The organism is Pseudomonas sp. NFIX28, assembly GCF_900107395.1.
In the GTDB taxonomy this organism is placed as follows: domain Bacteria; phylum Pseudomonadota; class Gammaproteobacteria; order Pseudomonadales; family Pseudomonadaceae; genus Aquipseudomonas.
In genome coordinates this window covers 277,457-300,232 of the sequence record NZ_FNPW01000007.1, presented here as the reverse complement: position 1 = coordinate 300,232, position 22,776 = coordinate 277,457, and the positions used below count along the sequence as shown (strand labels likewise).

Below are 22,776 nucleotides of genomic sequence, written 5' to 3'. Positions count from 1 at the left end.
AATGCGACGATAGACAGCAAAGCCAGTACTAAAGTAGTAGCCGGCCAGGGCTGGACGGGCGTCGCGGGAGGCGCTTCAGCGGGGTTTGCGCAGGGCCGCGTGCTGCGGGTTGAAGCTGAGGATCGCCAGCAGCGCGAACAGCAGCGTCAGCCCCAGGCACACCGCCAGCGCCAGCGGATTGAAGCGCTGGTACAGGGCAAAGCGCAGCAGTTCCACGGCATGGGTAAAAGGGTTCACCGCGCAGAGCCAATACAGCCACGGGCTGGCCTCGCGCATTTTCCACAGCGGGTACAGCGCCGAAGACAGGAAGAACAGCGGGAAAATCACGAAATTCATCACCCCGGCAAAGTTCTCCAGCTGGCGGATCGCATTCGACAGCAGCAGCCCCAGGGCACTGAGCATCAGGGCCACCAGCAGCAACGCCGGCAGCGCCAGCAGCAGGCCGGTCGGCGGCGGTTGCACGTCGTACAGCCAGGCGACCGCGAGAAACACATAGACCTGCAACAGCGATATCAGCGCAGTGGCCAGCAGCTTGCTGGCGAGCAGGAACGCGCGCGGCAACGGGCTGGTCAGCAGCACGCGCATGCTGCCCATTTCCCGGTCGTAGACCATCGACAGCGAACTCTGCATGCCGTTGAACAGCAGGATCATGCAGGCCAGGCCCGGGACGATGTACACCTCATAGGGAATGTAGGTGTCGTAAGGCTCGATGATCGCGATGCCCAGGGCCGCGCGAAACCCCGCGGCAAACACCAGCAGCCACAGCAGCGGGCGCACCAGGGCGCTGAGAAAACGGCTGCGCTGCAGCACGAAGCGCAGGCATTCGCGCAGCAGGATGCCATGGAAACATTGCCAGTAGGCGTTCATTGGGCGTTGGCTCCCGTGGTCGTGGCGTTACCCGCGCCAGGGCCGGGCGCGGTGGTCAGGCGGGCGAAGGCGGTGTCGAGGTCGCCGCCGTGCTCCAGGCTCAAGGCGTGCGCCGCGCCGCTGGCCACCAGCCGCCCCCGATGCAGGATCAGCAGGTCATCGCTGGGCTGCACTTCATCCAGCAGGTGGGTGGTCCAGAGCACGCTGAGCTGCTGTTCGCGGCACAGCTGGCGAAGGTGCCGGTTGAGGGCCAGGCGGCTGGCCGGGTCGAGGCCGGCGCTGGCTTCGTCGAGCAGCAACAGGCGCGGCCGATGCAGCAGCGCACGGGCGATTTCCACTCGCCGGCGGTGCCCGACATTCAGCTCGCGGACCCGTTCGCGCCGCCGTTCGCTCAGGCCCTGGCGGGCCAGTTCGGCATCGATCCGCTCTGCGCTTTCGCGTCGCGACAGGCCATGCAGGGCGGCGTGGTAGCGCAGGTTCTGCTCGACGCTCAGGTCCAGGTCCAGGGTGCTTTGCTGGAACACCACGCCGAGCTGGCGCAAGGCCGGGCGCGCGGCGTTGCGCAGCGAGCAGCCGCAGACGCGGATGTCGCCGTGCTGCAGGTCGTAAAGCCGGGTGAGCAGGGCGATCAGCGTCGACTTGCCCGCGCCGTTGGGCCCCAGCAATGCCGCGAAGCGCCCGGGCGCCAGGCTGAAACCGACTTGCCGGAGCGCCTCGCGCTGGCCATAGGCGAAGCTCAGGTCACTGACATCGAGGGCGTTCATGGCGTCACCACCACGCCCCAGGGGTAACGTCCGACCTTCACCGACTTGAGCACCTTGAGGCTGTTCACATCGATCACCGAGACGTCGCCGCTGACCCCGTTGGTGGCCAGCAACCGGCTCTGGTCCGGGGTAAACGCCAGCTGCCAGACCCGTCGTCCCACCAGCAGGTAGTCGAGAATCTCGTAGGTCTTCGCATCGACCACCGCCACATGGTTGGCCGGGCCCAGGGCGACGAACGCGTAGCGGCCGTCGGCGCTGAGCTTGATGCCCACCGGCTGGACCTTGTCCGGGTGCACGCCCTTGATCTGGAAGCCAAGGGTCTTGAGCACCTGGCGCGAGGCCGTGTCGAGAATGGTCAGCGTGCCGCCGATTTCCGCCGAGGCCCAGAGCCGCGAGCCATCCCGGCTGAACTCGACGAACCGCGGGCGCTGGTCCACCGGCGTACTCTCGGCCAGGGTCTGGGTGCGGGTGTCGATCCAGTGCAGCATGTTGGTGGTTTCGCTGGTGTTGACCGCCCATTTGCCATCGGGGCTGACCGCCATGCCTTCGGGCTCGACGCCGACGTTGATCTGCCCCAGGACCTTGGCGGTCTCGGTGTCGATCACCGTGACCAGCGCATCGTCCTCGTTGGACACATACAGCCAGCGGTTGTTGGGGTGCAGGGCGAACTGCTCGGGGTCCTTGCCCGAGGGCAGCTCCTTGACGATGTTGCGCGTGGCCACGTCCATCACCTGGACCCGGTCCGAATCGCTGGCGCAGATGTACAGCAGCTTGTTGTCGTGGGACAGCAGCAAGCCGCGCGGGCGCTGGCCCACCGCCAGGGTCTCGGTGACTTCCAGGGTCTGCATGTCGATCAGGCTGAGGCTGTTGTCCTTCTCGTTGGAAACCCAGGCGGTGGCGGCCAGGGCGTGCCCGCCGGCCAGCAGCAGCGCGCCGCACAGCAGGCGGGGAAGAAACGTGGGCCGGCAAAACAAAATGCGGCGCATGGCGGATTCCTTGTTGTTGTGGTTATCGGTCAGGGGTAGCCGCAGCTCACTTCGGGCTTGTCGTAGCCCAGGCTGTCCATTTCGTTGAAAGGGTGCAGGAAACCTTCCTGGGGCGAAGTACTGACCAGGGCCCGGGGCTGGACCAGCGGGATCGGCTGGCGCAGTTCGCCGTTCCAGGGGCGGTAGCTGAGTTTGCGGCCCTTGAAGCCGTCCAGCGGCAGGCGGTCGCTGAGCAGCAGTTGCTGGAGGGCGCGCGGTTCGACCTGGCGCAGTTTGCCCACCGCGCTGGCGATGCTGCGCACGGCCATCCAGGCGGCGAAGTCGCGGTCGTTCATCCAGCGCCCGGCCAGGGCCTCGAAGCGTTTTTGCAGCTGCGCCGCGCCGAAGGTTTCCACCGTCTTGTGCCAGCCGGTGGGGGTCAGGCCCTGGGTCCCGGCCACGGGCCGCGGGTACCAGGTCTGGTAGGGCAGGTATTCGCCGAAGTCGCCGCGCTCGTCGGCCACCAGCACCACGTCGTATTCGGCGGTCTGGGTGAACAGCGGCATGTCGGCCTGGGCGCTGCGGCGCTGGTCGTTATCGAAGCTCCAGGTCTTTTCGGCGACGATCTGCAGGCCGAAGCGCTTCGCCGCTCGGCGCAGGGCCGCGGCGTAGGCCCGGTCGTCCTCGGTCTGGCCGACCACCAGCAGGGCCCGCGGCCATTTGCGCAGCACCAGGAACTGCCCCAGGGCATCGGCCAGCATGGCGCGGCCGGGCAGGCTGTGCAGCACGTTGCCCAGGCACTGGCTGCTGCGCAGGCTGTCGTCGGGGCTGCCGGCGTTGAACAGCAGGCTGTCGGGCAGGGCCGCGGACAGCTGGCGCAGGCTGGCGGCCGGGGCGTTCACCACGAACAGCCGCAGGCCCTGTTGATGCTGGGCCCTGGCGGCTTGCAGCAAGGCTTCGGGGCTGTCGACGCTGGCGCTGTCGAGGCGAAAATCCTGCTTGAGAAAACGCCCGCTGCTGTTGCTGTCGGCAATCGCCAGCTCGGCGCCCCGCAGCCCGGCGTCGGCCGGCTCGGCAATGATGTTGGACAGCAGCGGGCCGGGATCGGGACGATAGCCCAGGTAGCCGATGCGCACCGCCAGCGGTTCGTCCCCGGCATGGCCCCGGGCGGCGGGCAACAGGGCGGCAGCCAGGGCCAGCAGGCAGGTCAGGGCGAGGGGGGCAGGCTGGCGCATAAGGCACTCCACGGCAGATGGCGCCAGCATAGGAAGCCTGCCGGGGTGGGGAAATATGCAGAAAGTAGCGCCCGGCCAGTACCAAGGTAGTAATTCAACACGCCCGTCGCGCTTTTAGCATGGGGCGCAGCGGCCCTGAACCTGGAGAAACCCGCCCATGCGCATCATCAAAGTGCTGCTCCTGCCCTTGCTGCTGATCCTCAGCCTGATTGGCGTCGACCGCCTGCATGGCCCGCGTCCGGCGCCGAGCCTGATGGTGCCGCTGGGGCCGGTGCGCTAGGCATGTCGGCGCTGTGGCGGATCAACCTCTGGGTCACGGGTTTCTTTGTCGTGGTGACGTTGGCCTGCGCCGGGTTGCTGCTGCACCAGGCGGTGGTCGATGTCGAGCGCGAATTGCAGGCCGCCGAGGCGCTGGTGCAATACCTCGGTGAAACCGCCGTGCGCGACCCGGCCAGCCTGCAACCGCGGCTGACCCGCAGCCTGCGCCATGTGCGGGTGCATGGGCTGGCGCCGGGCGAAGCGGCGCGGCTGCCGGAGGCGGCGGGGGTGCAGGCCTGGCTCGGTCGCCAGCTGTTCAGCGATCGCCGTCACAGCGCCCGGGTACTGGAGCTGAGCGACGGGCGCCGGGTGCTGATCGCCGTCGACGCCCGGGACGAAATCGACGAAGTCTGGGATTCCCTGCAGCAACTGCTGGGCCTGTGCGGCCTGGCCTTGTTCCTGAGCCTGTTGACGATCCGCTGGGCCGTGCGGCGCGCCATGGGCTTGCTGGACGAACTGCTGCGCGCCTTGCGCCAGGTCAGCGGCGGACAGTTGACGACGCGCCTGCGCGAAGCCGGCTTGCCGGAGGCGCGCCAACTGGCGGAGCACTTCAACCGCATGACCGCCACCCTGGAGCAGACCCGCGCCGACAATGCCCAGCTGACCCGGGCCCTGCTGGCGGTGCAGGAGCAGGAGCGCACCTGCCTGGCGCAGACCCTGCACGACGACCTCGGGCAGTACCTGGCGGGCATCCGTGCCCAGGTCTGCCTGCTGCGCATGGTGGCCGACCAGCCGACCGTGGTGGAGCAGACGGCGCAGGCCCTGGAGCTCAATTGCGAACGCCTGCAGCAGGGGTTCCGCGCCCTGGTGCACGACTTGTATCCGGTGGTGCTGCAGCACTTGCCGCTGGCCGAAGCCTTCGGCCTGCTGGTGAGCCAATGGCAGGACAGCCAGGGTATCGACTGCCGGCTGCGGGTCGGCGAGCACTTGCCGGAGTTGCCCGGGGCGAGCCGGACCCAGCTGTATCGGCTGTTGCAGGAAGCGCTGACCAATGTCGCCCGGCATGCCGGCGCCAGCCAGGTGCGGGTGCGCCTGCAACGCAGCGCCCGCGGCGTGCGCCTGCTGATTCGCGACAACGGCCGCGGCGCGCGTCAGCCCCAGCGCCCGGGCGTCGGCCTGCATTCGATGGCCGAGCGCGCCCGCAGCCTGGGCGGCGACTTGCGCATCCTCAGCAGGCCCGGCGCCGGTTGGGCGTTGGCGTTGAACATTCCCATGGAGCCGTGATGAATATCTTGTTGGTCGATGACCATGCCGTGGTCCGCCAGGGTTATGCCAGCTTGCTGCGGGCAGTGCTGCCGGCGATGCAGGTACGCGAAGCCGCCACGGGCGAAGAGGCGCTGATACGGGTCCAGGAAGCGCTGCCGAACCTGGTGATCATGGATTTCGGCCTGCCGGGCATCAGCGGCCTGGAAACCACCCGTCGCTTGCGCCAGCGCTTGCCGCAGCTGCGGGTGCTGTTTTTCAGCATGCACGATGAACTGCCATTGGTGCGCCAGGCGCTGGAGGCGGGGGCCTCGGGCTACCTGACCAAGAACTCGGCGCCGCAGGTGTTGATCGAGGCGGTGCACCGAGTGCTGGCCGGGCATGCCTACATCGAACAGCCCCTGGCCACCCAGCTGGCCTGCACCCCGCAGCAGGACGCCAGCGACCCGCGCTTGCAGAGCATGACCCAGCGTGAACTGGAGATCTTCGTGATGCTCGCCAAAGGCACCCCGGCGCGGCTGATTGCCGAGCAGTTGTGCATCAGCGCCAAGACCGTGTCCAACCACCTGACCTTGCTCAAGAGCAAGCTGCAAGTCAGCTCCCACGCCGAACTGGTCCACCTGGGCATCGACATGGGCGTGGTGCGAATAGCCGGATAAATGTCGTGGTGCCTTGTATCGCCGCTGCCGCGGGGATGGCGTTGCGTTACAGGGCGGTGTTGCGTTTGGGTTGGAGGTTGCGCCTGTAACAACGGACTTGGAACGTGGCGCGCGGCCCGCTTTGTGTAGCCGCTGCCGCAGGCTGCGATCGGGCGCGAAGCGCCCGCCAGGCCGGGCGGCGCGGTGGGTCAGGGAAATCGAGGGTGCAGGCTTGGCGTCTCCTGCGGAGCCGATCGCAGCCTGCGGCAGCGGCTACAGGGTTGGTGTTGCGTTACAGGGCGGTGTTGCGTTTGGGCTGGAGGTTGCGCCCGCAACAACGGATTGGAACGTGGAGCGCGGCGCGCTTTGTGTAGCAGCTGCCGCAGGCTGCGATCGGGCGCGAAGCGCACGCCAGGCCGGGTGGTGCGGTGTGTCAGGGAGGTTGAGGGTGCAGGTTTGGCGTCTCCTGCGGAGCCGATCGCAGCCTGCGGCAGCGGCTACAGGGTTGGCGTTGCGTTACAGGGCGGTGTTGCGTTTGGGCTGGAAGTTGTACCCGCAACAACGGATTGGAACGTGGAGCGCGGCGCGCTTTGTGTAGCCGCTGCCGCAGGCTGCGATCGGGCGCGAAGCGCACGCAGGGCCAGGCGGTGCGGTGTGTCAGGGAAATTGAGGGTGCAGGTTTGGCGTCTCCTGCGCAGCCGATCGCAGCCTGCGGCAGCGGCTACAGGGGCGCGTTCGGGTTGTGTTTATCGATCCCACGTCTTGGGGCAGCCGGTGCATCCCTCCATATTGGCGCCTTGAAAATTCCCGTAATGCTGGCGCGACCCACGCAGGTCGGCGCGTTCCAGGTTGCTTTCGCCGAACTTGGCTTCCTGCAGGTTGGCGTCGGCCAGGGTGGCGTCTTGCAGGTCGGCCTTGCTCAACCAGGCCATCTCCAGGTCCGCCGCTTGCAGGTTGGCGTTATGCAACCTGGCCCCGGACAGCCGGGCGAATTGCAGGTAGGCCGCGCCGAGGTCGGCATGGTCGAACTGCGCGCCCTGGGCGAACAGGCCCCAGCCTTGAATGGCCAGCAACCTGGCATGTCGCAGGTCGGCCAGGCGCAGGTTGCTCTGTTGCAGGCTGGCGCGGGTCAGGTTGGCGCCTTGCAGGCGGGCTTTTTCCAGGTTGGCCAGGTCCAGGCGGGCATGGCGCAGGTCGGCATCCCGCAGGTCGGCGCCGGCCAGGTTCATCTTGCGCAGGTCCTGGTTGGCCAATTGGGCGCCCCGCAGGTTGGCCCCCGGGCATTGGCTGGATTCGGCGATCACGCAGCCGTTGACGGTCAAGGCATGGTCATTGCCATCGTCGTTGGTTTCGAGGGCGAACGCGCAGGGAAGGAGCAACAGCAGGGCAAGGGGCAACTGGTTCATGGTCAAAGGCTCTCGGCCGGAGGCGGGCGGTTGCGGGGGAGGGCGCCGGCGCGCCCTCCCCACGGACGATCAGCGTTGTGCGGTCGGGTTGTCCCAGCTGGGAATCTTGAACACCCAGAACGAGCCGCCCTGGGTCACCGGCTTGGTCAGTTCGGCCATGTCGCCTCCCCACAGCGGCACCGCGCCGCCGTAGCCGACGGTCACGCCGATGTACTGCTCGCCGTCCTGCTCCCAGGTGATGGGCGGCGAGACGATGCCGCTGCCGGTCTGGAATTTCCACAGCTCCTTGCCGGTCTTGGCGTCGAAGGCCTTGAAGAAGCCGTCGCCGGTGCCGGTGAACACCAGGTTGCCCTTGGTCGCCAGCACCCCGGCCCACAGCGGCAGCGGTTCCTTGTGCTCCCAGACCAGTTTGCCGGTGGTCGGGTCCATGGCCCGCAGGGTGCCGACGTGGTCGTCGTACATGCGCTTGATGCGAAAGCCCATGCCCAGGTAGGCCGAGCCTTTCTTGTAGTTCACTTCCTCGGTCCAGTACTCCTCTTTCCACTGGTTGCCGGGGATGTAGAACAGGCCGGTGTCCTGGCTGTAGGCCATGGGGTTCCAGTTCTTGCCGCCGAGGAACGGCGGCGAGACCTCCACCGGCTTGCCCTTGGTTTCCCCCGGCAGCGGCTTGGCCGGCCGCTGGCCTTGGTTCTCCACCGGCCGCCCGGTCTTCAGGTCGATATGGCTGGCCCAGGTGATGTTGTCGACGAAGGGGAAGGCGTTCTGCAATTTGCCGTTGTTGCGGTCCACCACATAGAAGAAACCGTTGCGGTCGGCGTGCCCGGTGGCCTTGACCACTTTGCCGTCCTTGGCCTTGTAGTCGAACAGCACCAGCTCGTTGTTGCCGGAGAAGTCCCAGGCGTCGTTCGGCGTGTGCTGGTAGAACCATTTCACTTCGCCGGTGCTCGGGTCGACGCCGACCTGGCCCGAGGTGTAGAGGCTGTCGTAGTCGCGGGGGGTGCCGTCCTTGGCGGTCCGCGCCCAGGTATTCCACGGGCCCGGGTTGCCGGCGCCGACGATGATGGTGTTGGTCTCCGGGTCGAAGCTGGCGCTCTGCCAGGGCGCGCCGCCACCGTGGCTCCAGGCTTCGACCTTGCCGGTCGCGGTGGTCTTGTCGTCGGGCCAGGAGGGCGCCTTGACGTCGCCGGTCGGGGTGCTGTCCTTGCCGTTCAGGCGGCCCATGTGGCCTTCGACGAAGGGCCGCATCCATACCTCTTCGCCGGTGTCCGGATCGCGGGCGAACAACTGGCCGACCACGCCGAATTCATCGCCGGAGCTGCCGTGGATCAGCAGCACCTTGCCGCTGGTCTTGTCCTTGATCAGCACCGGGGCGCCGGTCATGGTGTAGCCGCTGGCGTGGTCGCCGAACTTCTTGTTCCACACCACCTTGCCGGTGTTCTTGTCCAGGGCGATGACCCGCGCGTCGAGGGTGCCGAAGTAGATTTTGTCGCCATAGATCGCCGCGCCACGGTTGACCACGTCGCAGCACGGGCGAATGTTGTCCGGCAGGCGGTGGTTGTAGGTCCACAGGCGCTTGCCGGTCTTGGCGTCGAGGGCGAACACCCGCGAGTAGGAACCGGTGACATAGACCACGCCGTCGCTGACGATGGCCTGGGACTCCTGGCCGCGCTGCTTCTCGTCGCCGAACGAGTAGGACCAGGCCGGCGTCAGCTTGAACACGTTCCGGTCGTTGACCTGGGCCAGGGGGCTCCAGCGCTGGGCATTGGTGCCCAGGCCGTATTGCAGCACGTCCCGGGTGGTCAGGTGGTCGTTGGCGATGTCTTCCCAGGTGACGCGCTGGCCGGCGGCCGTCGGGCTGCTGGCGGCGCTGGCCGTGGCGCTCAGGGACAGGCTGGCGGCCAGCAGCAGCGCCTGTAGGGCAAGGCTCAGGGGGCAAGGGGCGGGTAGCGATCTTATTGTCATGGTTGCAGTTCCCAGTGGAGGTTTTGGCCTGCACAGGGTGTGACGGGGCGGCGGTTCGGGATACGGAAAAAGTCCCGCCCTGGCCGGGAAAAATTCCCGTGCGGCACCTGATTTAGTCCCTCGCCACAAGCCCTACTACCAAGGGAGTAGGGGCCGGCCACCAAAGCAGCATACGGCTGCCCGCGGGCTGTTCCTAAGATGGCGGCACGGCCTCTGCGGTTGAGGCCTGCGTGCAATCTTGAGGGCATAACAATGACAACCAAACGCAACGCCTTGCTCGCCACGGGACTGCTGGCCGGCGCCTTGCTGGCCGGTACTGCATGGGCCCATGGCAATGTGGTTCCCCAGGCGGTGGAAACCCAGGGCCTGACTCCGATCAAGGACGCCGGCGTGACACTCGACAGCGACGGCTGGGCGGCGGTCAACCCGTATCGCACCTCGGCCGAGCGCGACAAGGCGCTGGCCATCGGTGCCTCGGCCTATAACCAGAACTGCGCCGCCTGCCATGGCCTGGAAGCCAAGTCCGGCGGGATCGCCCCGGACTTGCGCATGCTCGATGCCGGCGAGGCCGGGGATGAATGGTTCGTCGAGCGGGTGCGCCACGGCGCGGTCCGCGATGGCCGGGTGTACATGCCGAAAATGGCCGACTTCCTGAGCCAGGAAGCCCTGTGGGCGGTCCGCACCTACCTGGACAGCGTGCACGTCGAGGAGTGATCGCCATGCGCCTGTTCGCCGTGCTGGTGAGTGGCCTGCTGCTGTGCTGCGCGGCGGCACAGGCGCAGGTGCGCAACTTCGACGCGATGATCGCCGCCGGTGAGTTGAAGGTGGCGGTGTATCAGGATTTCGCGCCCTACAGCTTCGAGGAGCGGGGCCAGCCGCGGGGCGTCGACGTCGAGCTGGCGCAAGCCCTGGCCGCGGCCCTGGGGGTACGCCTGCAACTGATCTGGGCACCGCCCGGGGAGAAGCTCGACGACGACCTGCGCGACTACATCTGGCGCGGCAGCCCGCTGCGCCACCAGCAGTTGGCCGACTTGATGATGCGGGTGCCCTACGACCATGCCTACGCGCAACGGCGCAACGAGCTGGGGGAGCTGGAAAACGCCCAGGTGGTGATGTTCGGCCCCTATCAGGAGGAGCGCTGGCAGGTGGCCTATGACCGCCGTCGCCTGCAGTCGGTGGCCAGCGTCGCGGTGTTCCAGGAGCACCCGATCGGCGTCGAGGTGGACAGCGTGCCTTCGTTCTACCTGACCTCGGTGTTCAACGGCATGCTCAGCGCCAAGACTCGCCACTACCCCAACGTGGCCCGGGCGTTCGGCGCGCTGCAGGCGGGGCAGGTGGACGCGGTCATGGCCATGCGCGGCGAAGTCGACTGGCAGTTGCACCAGGCCGGCGACCCGCAACTGGCACTGGCGGAAAACGCCTACCCGAACCTGGGCAAGCAGGCCTGGGAAATCGGCATGGCGGTGCATGAAAGCAATCGCCAACTGGCCTATGCGGTGGAAGAGGCGCTGGAGGTGCTGATCCGCGACGGACGGCTCAAGGCCCTCTACGCCCGCTACGGCCTGCGCTACGAAGTGCCGGAGATGTATCAATAGGAGCCGCGATGAATTGGCGAGCGATGTGCCTGCTGGCCGGCTGGCTGGCGTACTGCCTGCAAGGAACGGCCCAGGCCGCGCCACCCGCGCCGGGCCAGGACCCGGTGCCTTCGGTGATGTGGGCCTTCTATCACAAGCAGTTGCTGGATAATGCGCCCTTCGTCTTCGACGACCGGGTCAGGCTGCTGGCGCCGCCCTTTGCCGAGGACGCCCGCCAGGTGCCCCTGGAAATCGACGCCCGGGCCTTTGCCGGCGAGGCGGTGCGGATCATCGCCTGGGCCGAACTCAACCCCTTGCCGCGCATCGTCGATTTCGAGCCTGGCGAGCGGGTGTTGCCCTGGCTGTCGATCCGCATCCGCATCGAGCAGGCCACGCCGCTGCGCGCCGCGGTGCTGACCCGCGACGGCCTGTGGCATGTCGGCTCGGCCCTGATCGATGCCGCGGGCGGCGGTTGTACCGCGCCCAGCGTGGTGCGCACCCGGCCCGGCTGGGAAGAGCACATCGGTGAGGTGCTGGGCGGGCGCTATCCGCGCGGCGATGCCAGTCGCCTGCGGCTGCAGGTCTCCCACCCGATGGACAACGGCCTGGTCAGCGGCATCCCCGAATTCTTTCTCAACCACGCCGAATTGCAGGGGCCGGACGGTCAGCGCCTGGCCCGCCTCGAACTGTTCCCGGCGGTCAGCGAAGACCCCAGCCTGGGCTTCGATATCCGGGGCCCAGGGCAGACCCGGCTGCTGCTGCGCGACAACAGCGGCAACCAGTTCGAGGCGACGCTTCCCTGACCCCGTGGCCTGATTTCATTCCCCGACCCGAGGCCCACGCCATGCGTTGGATCCTGCTGTTGTTGCTGTGCCTGGGCTTGCCGGCCCGGGCCGACCTGGACTATCAACTCACGCCGCGGCAGATCGCCGAGGACACCTGGCTGCTGGAAGGCAGCACCGACAATTTTGCCAGGGGCAATGGCGGCAATATCGTCAACAGTGCCTTCATCGTCACCGACAGCGGCGTGGTGGTGATCGACAGCGGCCCCTCGAAGCGCTACGGCGAGGCCTTGCGCCAGGCGATTGCCGCCACCACCGGACAGCCGGTGGTCGAGCTGCTGCTGACCCATCACCATCCCGACCATGTGTTGGGCAACCAGGCGTTCGGCGATGTGCCCATCGGCGCCCTGGCCGCTACCGGCGAGTTGCTGCGCGAGCAGGGCGAGGCCATGGCCGAGAACCTCTACCGCCTGGTCGGCGACTGGATGCGCGGCACCGAGGTGGTGTTGCCCAACCGGGTGCTGGAACCGGGCATGCTCGAGGTGGGCGGGCACCGCTTGCGCCTGCTCGGGCTGAGCGGCCACACCGGCGCCGACCTGGCGATTTTCGATGAAACCACCGGCGTGCTGTTCGCCGGCGACCTGGTGTTCCACGACCGTGCCCTGACCACCCCCAACAGCCCGGGGCTGGAGGTCTGGCTCAAGGACCTGGACACCTTGCAAGCCTTGCCCTGGAAACAGGTCGTGCCCGGGCATGGCCCGGTGGCCAGCGATGACCGGCCCTTTGCGCAGATGCGCGATTACCTGGGCTGGCTCGACGGCCTGATGCGCGACGGCGCCGCCCGTGGCGACGACATGGCCGAGATGATCCGCCGCCCGATCCCCGAGCGTTTCGCCGGCATCAGCCTGACCCGCTACGAGCTGATCCGCAGCGTCAGCCATCTGTACCCGCGCTACGAACGCAAGCAAATGACGCGTATCGACCAGCGCTAGGCGCCGGCTGCTCGGCCGGGTGGGGCGAGTAGGCCGAGGCGCTGCCGGCCCTGTACCAAGGAACTAGAAAACTCCGCACTGCGGGCAATTGTTGGCAGACAGACCGCGCCCAAGAATTCCGGCTACACCGGGAAATTTTCCCGGACACAACAAAAAACCAGAGGTAGCCGTCATGACCCAACCCCCACGTCGTTCCTTCTTCGCCGTGAGCCTGTTGCTCAGCGCCATGCTGCTGTCCGGCGCGGCGCTGGCCGCCGTCACCGATGAAGAAATCCTCCAGGACCCGAAGAACCCGCAGCAGATCGTCACCAACGGCCTCGGTGTCCAGGGCCAGCGCTACAGCCCGCTGGACCTGCTCAATGTCGATAACGTCAAGGAACTGCGGCCGGTCTGGGCCTTCTCCTTCGGCGGCGAGAAGCAGCGCGGCCAGCAGGCCCAGCCGCTGGTCAAGGACGGGGTGATGTACATGACCGGCTCCTACTCGCGGGTGTTCGCGGTGGATGCGCGCACCGGCAAGAAGCTCTGGCAGTACGACGCGCGCCTGCCGGACGACATCCGCCCCTGCTGCGACGTGATCAACCGCGGCGTGGCGCTGTACGGCGACCTGGTGTTCTTCGGCACCCTGGACGCCAAGCTGGTGGCCTTGAACAAGGACACCGGCAAGGTGGTGTGGAGCAAGAAAGTCGCCGACCACAAGGAAGGCTACTCGATCAGCGCCGCGCCGCTGATCGTCAACGGCAAGCTGATCACCGGCGTCGCCGGCGGCGAGTTCGGCGTGGTCGGCAAGATCCAGGCCTACAACCCGGAAAACGGCGAGCTGCTGTGGATGCGCCCCACCGTGGAAGGCCACATGGGTTATGTCTACAAGGACGGCAAGGCGGTCGAGAACGGTATTTCCGGCGGCGAGGCCGGCAAGACCTGGCCGGGCGACCTGTGGAAGACCGGCGGCGCGGCGCCGTGGCTGGGCGGCTACTACGACCCGGAAACCAACCTGCTGCTGTTCGGCACCGGCAACCCGGCGCCGTGGAACTCGCACCTGCGCCCTGGCGACAACCTGTACTCGTCGTCGCGCCTGGCCCTGAACCCGGACGACGGCACCATCAAGTGGCACTTCCAGAGCACCCCTCATGACGGCTGGGACTACGACGGCGTCAACGAGCTGATTTCCTTCAACTACAAGGAAGGCGGCAAGGACATCAAGGCGGCCGCCACCGCCGACCGCAACGGCTTCTTCTATGTGCTGGACCGCACCAGCGGCAAGTTCATCCGCGGCTTTCCGTTTGTCGACAAGATCACCTGGGCCAGCGGCCTGGATAAGAACGGCCGGCCGATCTACAACGAGGCCAGCCGTCCGGGGGCGCCGGGCAGCGAGGCCAAGGGCAGCTCGGTGTTTGTCGCACCGGCTTTCCTCGGCGCCAAGAACTGGATGCCCATGGCCTACAACAAGGACACCGGGCTGTTCTACGTACCGTCCAACGAATGGGGCATGGACATCTGGAACGAAGGCATCTCCTACAAGAAGGGCGCGGCGTTCCTCGGTGCCGGCTTCACCATCAAGCCGCTCAACGAGGACTACATCGGCGTGCTGCGGGCCATCGACCCGGTCAGCGGCAAGGAAGTCTGGCGCCACAAGAACTTCGCGCCGCTGTGGGGCGGGGTGCTGACCACCAAGGGCAACCTGGTGTTCACCGGCACGCCGGAAGGTTTCCTCCAGGCCTTCAACGCCAAGACGGGGGAAAAGGTCTGGGAGTTCCAGACCGGCTCCGGCGTGCTCGGCTCGCCAGTCACCTGGGAGATGGACGGCGAGCAGTACATCTCGGTGGTCTCCGGCTGGGGCGGCGCGGTACCGCTGTGGGGCGGCGAAGTGGCCAAGCGGGTCAAGGACTTCAACCAGGGCGGCATGCTCTGGACCTTCAAGTTACCCAAGGAATTGGTGGCCAGGCGCTGAACGGCAGCGACCGGCAAATTACGACCAAATGACGAGAGCCCCCCTGCCAACGATGCATTCGTCCGGCACGCGGGGCTCTCTACCATCGGTCCATCGCCTGTCGCCGGACAGGCATCGACCAGCAGAGGCTCAGCATGATCTACGCACAACCCGGAACCCCAGGCGCCGTCGTGTCCTTCAAGCCACGCTACGGCAATTTCATCGGCGGCCAATTCGTGCCGCCGGTGGCCGGCCAGTACTTCACCAATACCTCACCGGTAAACGGCCAGCCGATCGCCGAATTCCCCCGTTCCACGGCCGAGGATGTCGACCAGGCGCTGGACGCCGCCCATGCCGCCGCCGACGCGTGGGGCAAGACCTCGGTGCAGGAGCGCGCCCTGGTGCTGCTGAAAATCGCCGACCGCATCGAGCAGAACCTGGAAATCCTCGCGGTCACCGAAACCTGGGACAACGGCAAGGCAGTGCGCGAGACCCTGAACGCCGACGTGCCGTTGGCGGCGGATCATTTCCGCTATTTCGCCGGCTGCATCCGCGCCCAGGAAGGCGGCGCGGCGGAGATCAACGAACTGACCACCGCCTACCATTTCCACGAACCGCTGGGCGTGGTCGGGCAGATCATCCCGTGGAACTTCCCGCTGTTGATGGCCGCCTGGAAACTCGCCCCGGCCCTGGCCGCCGGCAACTGCATCGTGCTCAAGCCGGCCGAGCAGACGCCGTTGTCGATCACGGTCTTCGCCGAGCTGATCGCCGACCTGCTGCCGGCGGGCGTGTTGAACATCGTCCAGGGGTTCGGCCGTGAGGCCGGCGAGGCCCTGGCCACCAGCAAGCGCATCGCCAAGATCGCCTTCACCGGCTCGACCCCGGTGGGCTCGCACATCATGAAATGCGCCGCCGAGAACATCATCCCGTCCACCGTGGAACTGGGCGGCAAGTCGCCGAACATCTTCTTCGAAGACATCATGGAGGCTGAGCCGGGGTTTATCGAAAAGGCCGCCGAGGGCCTGGTGCTGGCGTTCTTCAACCAGGGCGAAGTCTGCACCTGCCCGTCCCGGGCGCTGGTGCAGGAGTCGATCTACGAGCCGTTCATGGCCGAGGTCATGAAGAAGATCGCCAGGATCAAGCGCGGCAACCCGCTGGACAGCGAGACCATGGTCGGCGCCCAGGCGTCCGAGCAGCAGTTCGACAAGATTCTCTCGTACCTGAAGATCGCCCAGGAGGAGGGCGCGCAGCTGCTCGCCGGTGGCGCCGCCGAACGCCTCGACGGCGAGCTGTCCAGCGGCTACTACATCCAGCCGACGCTGCTCAGGGGCCACAACAAGATGCGCGTGTTCCAGGAAGAGATCTTCGGCCCGGTGGTGGGCGTGACCACCTTCAAGGACGAAGCCGAGGCCCTGGCGATTGCCAACGACAGCGAGTTCGGCCTCGGTGCCGGCCTGTGGACCCGCGACATCAACCGCGCCTACCGCATGGGCCGGGCGATCAAGGCCGGTCGCGTATGGACCAACTGCTACCACCTGTACCCCGCCCACGCGGCGTTCGGCGGTTACAAGAAGTCCGGCGTCGGCCGTGAAACCCACAAGATGATGCTCGACCACTACCAGCAGACCAAGAACCTGCTGGTGAGCTACGACATCAACCCGCTGGGCTTCTTCTAAGGGCAGTACAGGCGCGGTGGTTGGGTGCCGCCGCGCCTGGGCAAGACGCACGCGGGGAGGGCTCAGGGGTGGGCACCTCCCCGCGTGCGTTGCGCCGTCCCCGACCCCCGCAGGCCCCCCTACCAACGCACCCCCCGGGGTCGTCCCAAAGTAGCATTCGGCCCCGCCGTCCCGCGTGCATTAATGCCTCTACCGGAATCGTCCGGCATAAGAAGAGGATTGACCCATGTGGACTAAACCCGCGTTTACCGATCTGCGCATTGGCTTTGAAGTGACGATGTATTTCGCCAACCGTTGATGCCTCGTCCGGCCATCGCCCCGGTGGCCGGGCCTCCTCTGGAATGACTGGCCATGCACATTCGCATTCTCGGTTCCGCCGCCGGCGGTGGTTTTCCGCAATGGAACTGCAACTGTCGCCAATGCGCCGGGATGCGCGACGGCAGCCTGAGGGCGCAGCGGCGCACCCAGTCGTCGATCGCCGTGAGCGACGACGGCGTGGACTGGGTCCTGTGCAACGCCTCGCCGGACATCCGCGCCCAGCTCGAGAGCTTCGCGCCCCTGCAACCGGCCCGCCGCCTGCGTGACACGGCGATTGCCGCGGTGGTCTTGCTCGATAGCCAGATCGACCACTGCACGGGCCTGCTCAGCCTGCGCGAAGGGTGCCCGCATCAGGTCTGGTGCACGCAGCGGGTGCACCAGGACCTGAGCAGCGGGTTTCCGCTGTTTCCCATGCTCAGCCACTGGAACGGCGGCTTGCAGTGGCAGCCCGTGGCGCTCGACAGCGCGCCGTTCGGCATCGGCGCCTGCGCGCGCCTGCAATGGCGGGCGATCCCGCTGCGCAGTAATGCACCGCCGTATTCGCCCAACCGCGGCCAGCCGCAGCCGGGCGACACCATCGGCCTGTTCATCGAGGATCGGCGCAGCGGCGCCAGCCTGTTCTACGCCCCCGGCCTGGGCCAAGTCGATGCCCAGCTGCTGGGCTGGATGCAGCGCGCCGACTGCCTGCTGCTCGACGGCACGCTGTGGCGCGATGACGAAATGCGCCGCTGCGAAGTCGGCCACAGCCTGGGCAGCGAGATGGGCCACCTGCCGCAAAGCGGCCCCGGCGGCCTGCTGGAAGTGCTCGAAGGCTTGCCCCGGCAGCGCAAGATTCTCATCCATATCAACAACACCAACCCGATCCTCGACGAAGACTCGGCCGAGCGCGCCGAGCTTGACCGGCGAGGCGTCGAAGTCGCCTTCGATGGCATGGACATCTTCCTTTAGCCGCCCCATGCCGCCTGGGCGACGCTCAGGCCAGGAGCCACAACACGGAGCCCGTGATGACCGATCCCGCCATGTCCCCCGCCGAGTTCGAGCAGGCCTTGCGCGCCAAGGGCGCCTATTACCACATCCATCACCCGTTCCATCAGGCGATGTATGCCGGGCGCGCCAGCCGCGAACAGATCCAGGGCTGGGTCGCCAACCGCTTCTATTACCAGATCAATATCCCGCTCAAGGACGCGGCGATCCTGGCCAACTGCCCGGATCGCGAAGTGCGTCGGCAATGGCTGCAACGCGTGCTCGATCACGACGGCACGCCCGGCAGCGACGGCGGGATTGAAGCCTGGCTGCGCCTTGGCGAAGCGGTCGGGCTGAGCCGCGAGTGCATCCTGTCCCAGGAAATGGTCTTGCCCGGGGTGCGGTTCGCAGTGGATGCCTACGTCAACTTTGCCCGTCGCGCCTGTTGGCAGGAGGCCGCCAGCAGCTCTTTGACCGAACTCTTCGCGCCGCAGATCCACCAGTCGCGGCTGGACAGCTGGCCGCAGCATTACCCGTGGATCGACCCCGCCGGCTACGAGTATTTCCGCACCCGCCTGGGCCAGGCGCGACGCGACGTCGAGCAGGGCTTGCGCATTACCCTGGAACACTACGTCACGCGGGCGGGGCAGCAGCGGATGCTGGAGATCCTGCAGTTCAAGCTCGACGTGCTGTGGAGCATGCTCGATGCCATGAGCATGGCCTATGAACTGCAGCGCCCGCCGTACCACAGCGTGACGGACGCTGCGGCCTGGCATCGGGGGATTACCCTGTGAGCGGCCTCGAGCGCCAACAGGCGCCGGCCTTGCGCCGCGGCTTTCGCCTGCAATGGGAGCCGCGCCAGGAGTGCCACGTGCTGCTTTACCCGGAAGGCATGATCAAGCTCAACGGCAGCGCCGCGCAGATCCTCGGCCTGGTGGACGGCCAGCGCAGCGTCGCGGCGATCATCGAACAGCTGGCGACGCGCTTTCCCGGGGTCCCGGGGATCGACGAGGACGTGCTGGCGTTCCTGGAGGTGGCCCATGCCCGATTCTGGATCGAATGAGCGCCCGGGGCCGCCGCTGTGGCTACTGGCGGAACTGACCTACCGCTGTCCGTTGCAGTGCCCGTATTGCTCCAACCCCCTGGACTTCGCCCGGCACGGCGCCGAACTCAGCACCGCCGAGTGGATCCGCGTATTCCACCAGGCGCGGGAAATGGGCGCCGCGCAACTGGGGTTTTCCGGCGGCGAGCCGCTGGTCCGCCAGGATTTGGCCGAGCTGATCAAGGCCGCGCGCGACATGGGTTACTACACCAACCTCATCACCTCGGGCATCGGCCTGACGGAGCGCAAGGTGCGCCAGTTCAAGGAGGCCGGGCTGGACCATATCCAGATCAGCTTCCAGGCCGCCGACGAGGACGTAAACAACAGGCTCGCCGGCTCGACCAAGGCGTTCGCCCAGAAGCTGGCAATGGCCCGGGCGGTGAAGGCGCAGGGGTATCCGATGGTGCTGAACTTCGTGACCCACCGGCACAACATCGACCGCATCAACGCCATCATCGAGCTGTGCCTGGAGCTGGAGGCGGACTTCGTCGAACTGGCCACCTGCCAGTTCTACGGCTGGGCCGAGCTCAACCGCGCCGGCCTGTTGCCGACCCGCGAACAGTTGCAGCGCGCCGAACGCATCACCAACGAGTATCGCCAGCGGCTGGAGGCCCAGGGGCATCCGTGCAAGCTGATCTTCGTCACTCCGGACTATTACGAAGAACGCCCCAAGACCTGCATGAACGGTTGGGCCAACCTGTTCCTCGATATCACCCCGGACGGCACGGCCTTGCCGTGCCACAGCGCCCGCCAGCTGCCGGTGGCGTTCCCCAACGTGCGCGAGCACAGCATCGAGCACATCTGGAACGATTCCTTCGGTTTCAACCGCTTTCGCGGCGATGCATGGATGAGCGAGCCGTGCCGCTCCTGCCCGGAAAAACACCAGGACCTGGGCGGCTGCCGCTGCCAGGCGTTCATGCTGACCGGCGATGCCAGCAATGCCGACCCGGTGTGCAGCAAGTCGCCGCACCATGCGACCATTCTCGCGGCGCGCCAGCAGGCCGAGGCGCCGGGGCCGGAGATGGCGCAGCTGACCCTGCGCAACGAGAAGGCGTCGCGCCTGATTTTCCGCGGCTGAACCGTGGCTACCCTTTGGTCTGATTGCATTCGCGGCGGGATGCTTTAGGCTGGCGATTACCTCCCCAAAACAATAAAAAACAGGCTTTCCAATGAGCCAGAATCTCAGCCAGCTGCGTAAATTCGTTTCGCCTGAAATCATCTTTGGTGCCGGCAGCCGGCACAACGTCGGCAATTACGCCAAGACCTTCGGCGCGCGCAAGGTGCTGGTGGTCAGCGACCCCGGGGTGATCGCCGCCGGCTGGGTCGCCGATGTCGAGGCCAGCCTGCAGGCCCAGGGTATCGATTACTGCCTGTACAGCGGCGTCTCGCCCAACCCACGGGTGGAGGAGGTGATGCTCGGCGCCGAAATCTACCGCGCCAACCATTGCGACGTGATCGTCGCCGTCGGCGGCGGCAGCCCGATGGATTGCGGCAAGGGCATCGGCATCGTCGTCGCTCACGGGCGCAGCATCCTCGAATTCGAAGGCGTGGACACGATCCGCGTGCCAAGCCCGCCGCTGATCCTGATTCCCACCACCGCCGGCACCTCGGCCGACGTCTCGCAGTTCGTGATCATTTCCAACCAGCAGGAGCGGATGAAGTTTTCCATCGTCAGCAAGGCGGTGGTGCCGGACGTGTCGTTGATCGACCCGGAAACCACCCTGAGCATGGATCCGTTCCTGGCCGCCTGCACCGGCATCGACGCGCTGGTGCATGCCATCGAGGCCTTCGTCTCCACCGGCCATGGCCCGCTGACCGACCCGCATGCGCTGGAGGCCATGCGGCTGATCAACGGCAACCTGGTGCAGATGATCGCCAACCCGAGCGACATCGCCCTGCGCGAGAAGATCATGCTCGGCAGCATGCAGGCCGGGCTGGCGTTCTCCAACGCGATCCTCGGCGCGGTCCACGCCATGTCCCACAGCCTCGGCGGTTTCCTCGACCTGCCCCACGGGTTATGCAACGCGGTGCTGGTCGAGCACGTGGTGGCCTTCAACTACAGCTCGGCGCCGGAGCGTTTCAAGGTGATCGCCGAGGTCTTCGGCATCGACTGCCGGGGCCTCAACCATCGGCAGATCTGCGGGCGCCTGGTGGAACACCTGATCGCTCTGAAACACGCCATCGGCTTCCACGAAACCCTGGGCCTGCACGGCGTCAGCATGGCCGACATTCCGTTCCTGTCGCAGCATGCGATGGACGACCCGTGCATCCTCACCAACCCTCGTGAGTCGAGCCAGCGTGACGTCGAGGTTGTCTATGGCGAAGCCCTCTGACGAACAGCAACGAGCGCTGACCGGGCTGCTGGGGCTCGGTAACCACTCGGCTCGCAAGAGCCATTACCCGGAGCTGGCGGCGCGTCTCGACGAGCTGGAAGCCGAACGCAATCGCTACAAATGGCTGTTCGAGCACGCCGTGCACGGGATTTTCCAGGCCAGCCTGCAACACGGCATGCGCGCCGCCAACCCGGCGCTGGCGCATATGCTGGGTTACCAGACCCCGCAGGACGTGCTGTTTTCCCTGGACGACCTGGCAAGCCAGCTGTTCGTCGGCGGCGCGCAGGAACTGCAGGACATCGGCGACGCGTTGCAGGGCCAGCGCAGCCTGCTCGGCTACGAAACCCAATTGCGGCGCAAGGACGGCAGCCATATCGATGTGCTGATGAACCTGCTGCTCAAGCCCGACCAGGACGGCGTGGTGGAAGGCTTCGTCGCCGACATCACCGACCGCAAGCTGGCCCAGCAGCGCTTGCAGGCGCTCAACGATGAGCTGGAATTGCGGGTCGCGGCGCGCACCGACGAACTGCTCGAAGCCAACCGTAACCTGCAACAGCAGATCACCCAGCGCGAGCAGATCGAGCAGGCCCTGCGCGATGCCCGGGATGCGGCGCAGGCGGCCAACCGCAGCAAGGACAAATACCTGGCCGCCGCCAGCCACGACTTGCTGCAACCGCTGAACGCGGCGCGCCTGTTGATCGCCACCTTGCGCGAGCGCCAGTTGCCCAGCGTCGAGCAGGTGCTGGTCGAGCGCACTCACCAGGCGCTGGAAGGCGCCGAAGACCTGCTCACCGACCTGTTGGACATTTCCCGGCTCGACCAGGCGGCGGTCAAGCCGGACATCGCCCTGTACCGCCTCGATGAGCTGCTTGGCCCGCTGGTCTCGGAGTTCCGCTCGGTGGCCGAGGCGGCCGGCCTGGACCTGCGGGTGCACATGGGCGATTTCGCGATCCGCACCGACCTGCGGCTGATGTCGCGCATCCTGCGCAACTTCCTCAGCAATGCCTGCCGCTATACCGAGCAGGGCAGCATCCTGCTGGGCTGCCGACGCCGCGGGCAGGTGCTGCGCCTGGAGGTCTGGGACACCGGCCGGGGCATTCCCGCCGACCGCCTGGATTCGATCTTCCTCGAATTCAACCAGCTGGACGTCGGGCGGGCCTCCGAGCGCAAGGGGGTAGGCCTGGGGCTGGCCATCGTCGAACGCATTGCGCGAATTCTCGACTACAGTGTCGAGGTCCGTTCGGTGCCGGGACGCGGTTCGATGTTCAGCATCGAGGTGCCGCTGGGCGAAGAAATGCCGTTGCCCATTCATCAGGTCGCGTCGCAGCCGACCACCGGCAACCCGCTGCCGGGCCGCCGCTTGCTGGTGCTGGACAACGAAGTCAGCATCCTCCAGAGCATGGGCGCGCTGCTGGAGCAGTGGGGCTGCGAAGTGCTCACCGCGACCGACGAAGCCGGTGCGCTGCTGGCATTGCAGGGGCGGGCACCGGAACTGATCCTGGCGGACTTCCACCTGGATCATGGGGTCGTGGGGTGCGAGGTGGTCCGCCACTTGCGCGAGTATTTCCAGCAGGCCATCCCGGCGGTGATCATCACCGCCGATCGCAGCGACCACTGCCGGCGGGCCTTGCAGAAGCTCGGCGCGCCGCTGCTGAACAAGCCGGTCAAGCCCGGCAAGCTGCGGGCGGTGTTGAGCCAGTTGCTCGGCTAGGCACCTGCCGATCGGCCTTCAGGTCGAGCACGTGACAAGC

Annotated in this window: 22 protein-coding genes; 16 read left to right on the top strand and 6 right to left on the bottom strand. The window is 66.8% G+C overall.

All coding sequences use genetic code 11. The features are described from left to right. Positions 1 to 75: 75 nt before the first annotated feature. Genes BLV20_RS16250 through BLV20_RS16235 form a run of 4 tightly spaced genes read right to left on the bottom strand, consistent with a single transcriptional unit; the run spans position 76 to position 3,831 of the window. Positions 76 to 867 (bottom strand): ABC transporter permease, encoded by a 792-nt coding sequence (locus tag BLV20_RS16250; protein ID WP_092303121.1) that lies wholly within the window; start codon positions 865 to 867, stop codon positions 76 to 78. After that, positions 864 to 1,631, bottom strand: a complete 768-nt coding sequence (locus BLV20_RS16245) for an ATP-binding cassette domain-containing protein (protein ID WP_092303119.1) — start codon at positions 1,629 to 1,631, stop codon at positions 864 to 866. The genes BLV20_RS16250 and BLV20_RS16245 overlap by 4 nt, the downstream gene beginning before the upstream one ends. Beyond that, positions 1,628 to 2,617, bottom strand: a complete 990-nt coding sequence (locus BLV20_RS16240) for a YVTN family beta-propeller repeat protein (RefSeq protein ID WP_092303117.1) — start codon at positions 2,615 to 2,617, stop codon at positions 1,628 to 1,630. Before BLV20_RS16240 ends, BLV20_RS16245 begins: the two co-directional genes overlap by 4 nt. A 29-nt stretch (positions 2,618 to 2,646) precedes the next feature. After that, complete coding sequence (locus BLV20_RS16235; RefSeq protein ID WP_092303115.1) at positions 2,647 to 3,831, bottom strand: ABC transporter substrate-binding protein; 1,185 nt, start codon at positions 3,829 to 3,831, stop codon at positions 2,647 to 2,649. A gap of 157 nt (positions 3,832 to 3,988) precedes the next feature. Between BLV20_RS16235 and BLV20_RS31760 the strand changes: the two genes are divergently transcribed. The 3 genes from BLV20_RS31760 to BLV20_RS16225 are packed head-to-tail and all read left to right on the top strand — an operon-like array spanning position 3,989 to position 6,011. Beyond that, positions 3,989 to 4,111 (top strand): hypothetical protein, encoded by a 123-nt coding sequence (locus BLV20_RS31760; RefSeq protein ID WP_256577808.1) that lies wholly within the window; start codon positions 3,989 to 3,991, stop codon positions 4,109 to 4,111. Between the two features lie 2 nt (positions 4,112 to 4,113). Then, the gene (locus tag BLV20_RS16230; RefSeq protein WP_092303113.1) at positions 4,114 to 5,373 is read left to right on the top strand and encodes a sensor histidine kinase; all 1,260 of its coding nucleotides are present in this window, start codon (positions 4,114 to 4,116) and stop codon (positions 5,371 to 5,373) included. After that, entirely contained in the window at positions 5,373 to 6,011 is a 639-nt protein-coding gene (locus BLV20_RS16225) for a response regulator (protein WP_092303111.1), read from the top strand. The genes BLV20_RS16230 and BLV20_RS16225 overlap by 1 nt, the downstream gene beginning before the upstream one ends. 725 nt (positions 6,012 to 6,736) lie before the next feature. Here the strand turns inward: BLV20_RS16225 and BLV20_RS16210 are convergent. Together BLV20_RS16210 and exaA are read right to left on the bottom strand one after the other, a co-directional pair. Continuing rightward, entirely contained in the window at positions 6,737 to 7,396 is a 660-nt protein-coding gene (locus BLV20_RS16210; protein ID WP_092303105.1) for a pentapeptide repeat-containing protein, read from the bottom strand. A gap of 69 nt (positions 7,397 to 7,465) precedes the next feature. Next, positions 7,466 to 9,358 (bottom strand): quinoprotein ethanol dehydrogenase, encoded by a 1,893-nt coding sequence (gene exaA, locus BLV20_RS16205; RefSeq protein WP_092303103.1) that lies wholly within the window; start codon positions 9,356 to 9,358, stop codon positions 7,466 to 7,468. Positions 9,359 to 9,610: 252 nt separating this feature from the next. On the opposite strand from exaA, the gene pedF reads away from it, so the two are divergent. From pedF to BLV20_RS16140, 13 genes are all read left to right on the top strand, one after another. Further along, complete coding sequence (gene pedF, locus BLV20_RS16200; RefSeq protein ID WP_092303101.1) at positions 9,611 to 10,072, top strand: cytochrome c-550 PedF; 462 nt, start codon at positions 9,611 to 9,613, stop codon at positions 10,070 to 10,072. Positions 10,073 to 10,077: 5 nt separating this feature from the next. Further along, a complete protein-coding gene (locus BLV20_RS16195) occupies positions 10,078 to 10,953 on the top strand; it encodes a substrate-binding periplasmic protein (RefSeq protein ID WP_092303099.1) in 876 nt (291 codons plus the stop codon). Between the two features lie 8 nt (positions 10,954 to 10,961). Then, a complete protein-coding gene (locus BLV20_RS16190; RefSeq protein WP_092303097.1) occupies positions 10,962 to 11,735 on the top strand; it encodes a quinoprotein dehydrogenase-associated SoxYZ-like carrier in 774 nt (257 codons plus the stop codon). A 41-nt stretch (positions 11,736 to 11,776) separates the two neighbouring features. Further along, positions 11,777 to 12,706: a quinoprotein relay system zinc metallohydrolase 1 gene (locus BLV20_RS16185; RefSeq protein ID WP_092303095.1), complete on the top strand. Its 930-nt coding sequence runs from the start codon at positions 11,777 to 11,779 to the stop codon at positions 12,704 to 12,706. A gap of 172 nt (positions 12,707 to 12,878) precedes the next feature. Then, positions 12,879 to 14,654 carry a PQQ-dependent alcohol dehydrogenase PedH gene (pedH, locus tag BLV20_RS16180; protein ID WP_092303093.1) on the top strand — a complete coding sequence of 592 codons (1,776 nt, stop codon included), beginning with the start codon at positions 12,879 to 12,881 and terminating at the stop codon, positions 14,652 to 14,654. A gap of 134 nt (positions 14,655 to 14,788) precedes the next feature. Next, the gene (locus BLV20_RS16175; protein ID WP_092303091.1) at positions 14,789 to 16,309 is read left to right on the top strand and encodes an acetaldehyde dehydrogenase ExaC; all 1,521 of its coding nucleotides are present in this window, start codon (positions 14,789 to 14,791) and stop codon (positions 16,307 to 16,309) included. A 226-nt stretch (positions 16,310 to 16,535) separates the two neighbouring features. Continuing rightward, entirely contained in the window at positions 16,536 to 16,607 is a 72-nt protein-coding gene (gene pqqA / locus BLV20_RS16170; RefSeq protein ID WP_003253598.1) for a pyrroloquinoline quinone precursor peptide PqqA, read from the top strand. A 53-nt stretch (positions 16,608 to 16,660) separates the two neighbouring features. Next, positions 16,661 to 17,575, top strand: a complete 915-nt coding sequence (pqqB, locus tag BLV20_RS16165) for a pyrroloquinoline quinone biosynthesis protein PqqB (protein ID WP_092303089.1) — start codon at positions 16,661 to 16,663, stop codon at positions 17,573 to 17,575. Between the two features lie 56 nt (positions 17,576 to 17,631). Further along, positions 17,632 to 18,384, top strand: a complete 753-nt coding sequence (pqqC, locus tag BLV20_RS16160) for a pyrroloquinoline-quinone synthase PqqC (RefSeq protein WP_092303086.1) — start codon at positions 17,632 to 17,634, stop codon at positions 18,382 to 18,384. Further along, the gene (gene pqqD / locus BLV20_RS16155; RefSeq protein ID WP_092303084.1) at positions 18,381 to 18,653 is read left to right on the top strand and encodes a pyrroloquinoline quinone biosynthesis peptide chaperone PqqD; all 273 of its coding nucleotides are present in this window, start codon (positions 18,381 to 18,383) and stop codon (positions 18,651 to 18,653) included. Before pqqC ends, pqqD begins: the two co-directional genes overlap by 4 nt. Then, the gene (gene pqqE, locus BLV20_RS16150; protein ID WP_092303082.1) at positions 18,631 to 19,770 is read left to right on the top strand and encodes a pyrroloquinoline quinone biosynthesis protein PqqE; all 1,140 of its coding nucleotides are present in this window, start codon (positions 18,631 to 18,633) and stop codon (positions 19,768 to 19,770) included. Before pqqD ends, pqqE begins: the two co-directional genes overlap by 23 nt. A gap of 91 nt (positions 19,771 to 19,861) precedes the next feature. Continuing rightward, entirely contained in the window at positions 19,862 to 21,025 is a 1,164-nt protein-coding gene (ercA, locus tag BLV20_RS16145) for an alcohol dehydrogenase-like regulatory protein ErcA (protein ID WP_092303080.1), read from the top strand. Beyond that, positions 21,009 to 22,736, top strand: a complete 1,728-nt coding sequence (locus tag BLV20_RS16140; protein WP_092303078.1) for a PAS domain-containing hybrid sensor histidine kinase/response regulator — start codon at positions 21,009 to 21,011, stop codon at positions 22,734 to 22,736. Before ercA ends, BLV20_RS16140 begins: the two co-directional genes overlap by 17 nt. The last annotated feature ends 40 nt before the right edge of the window (positions 22,737 to 22,776 follow it).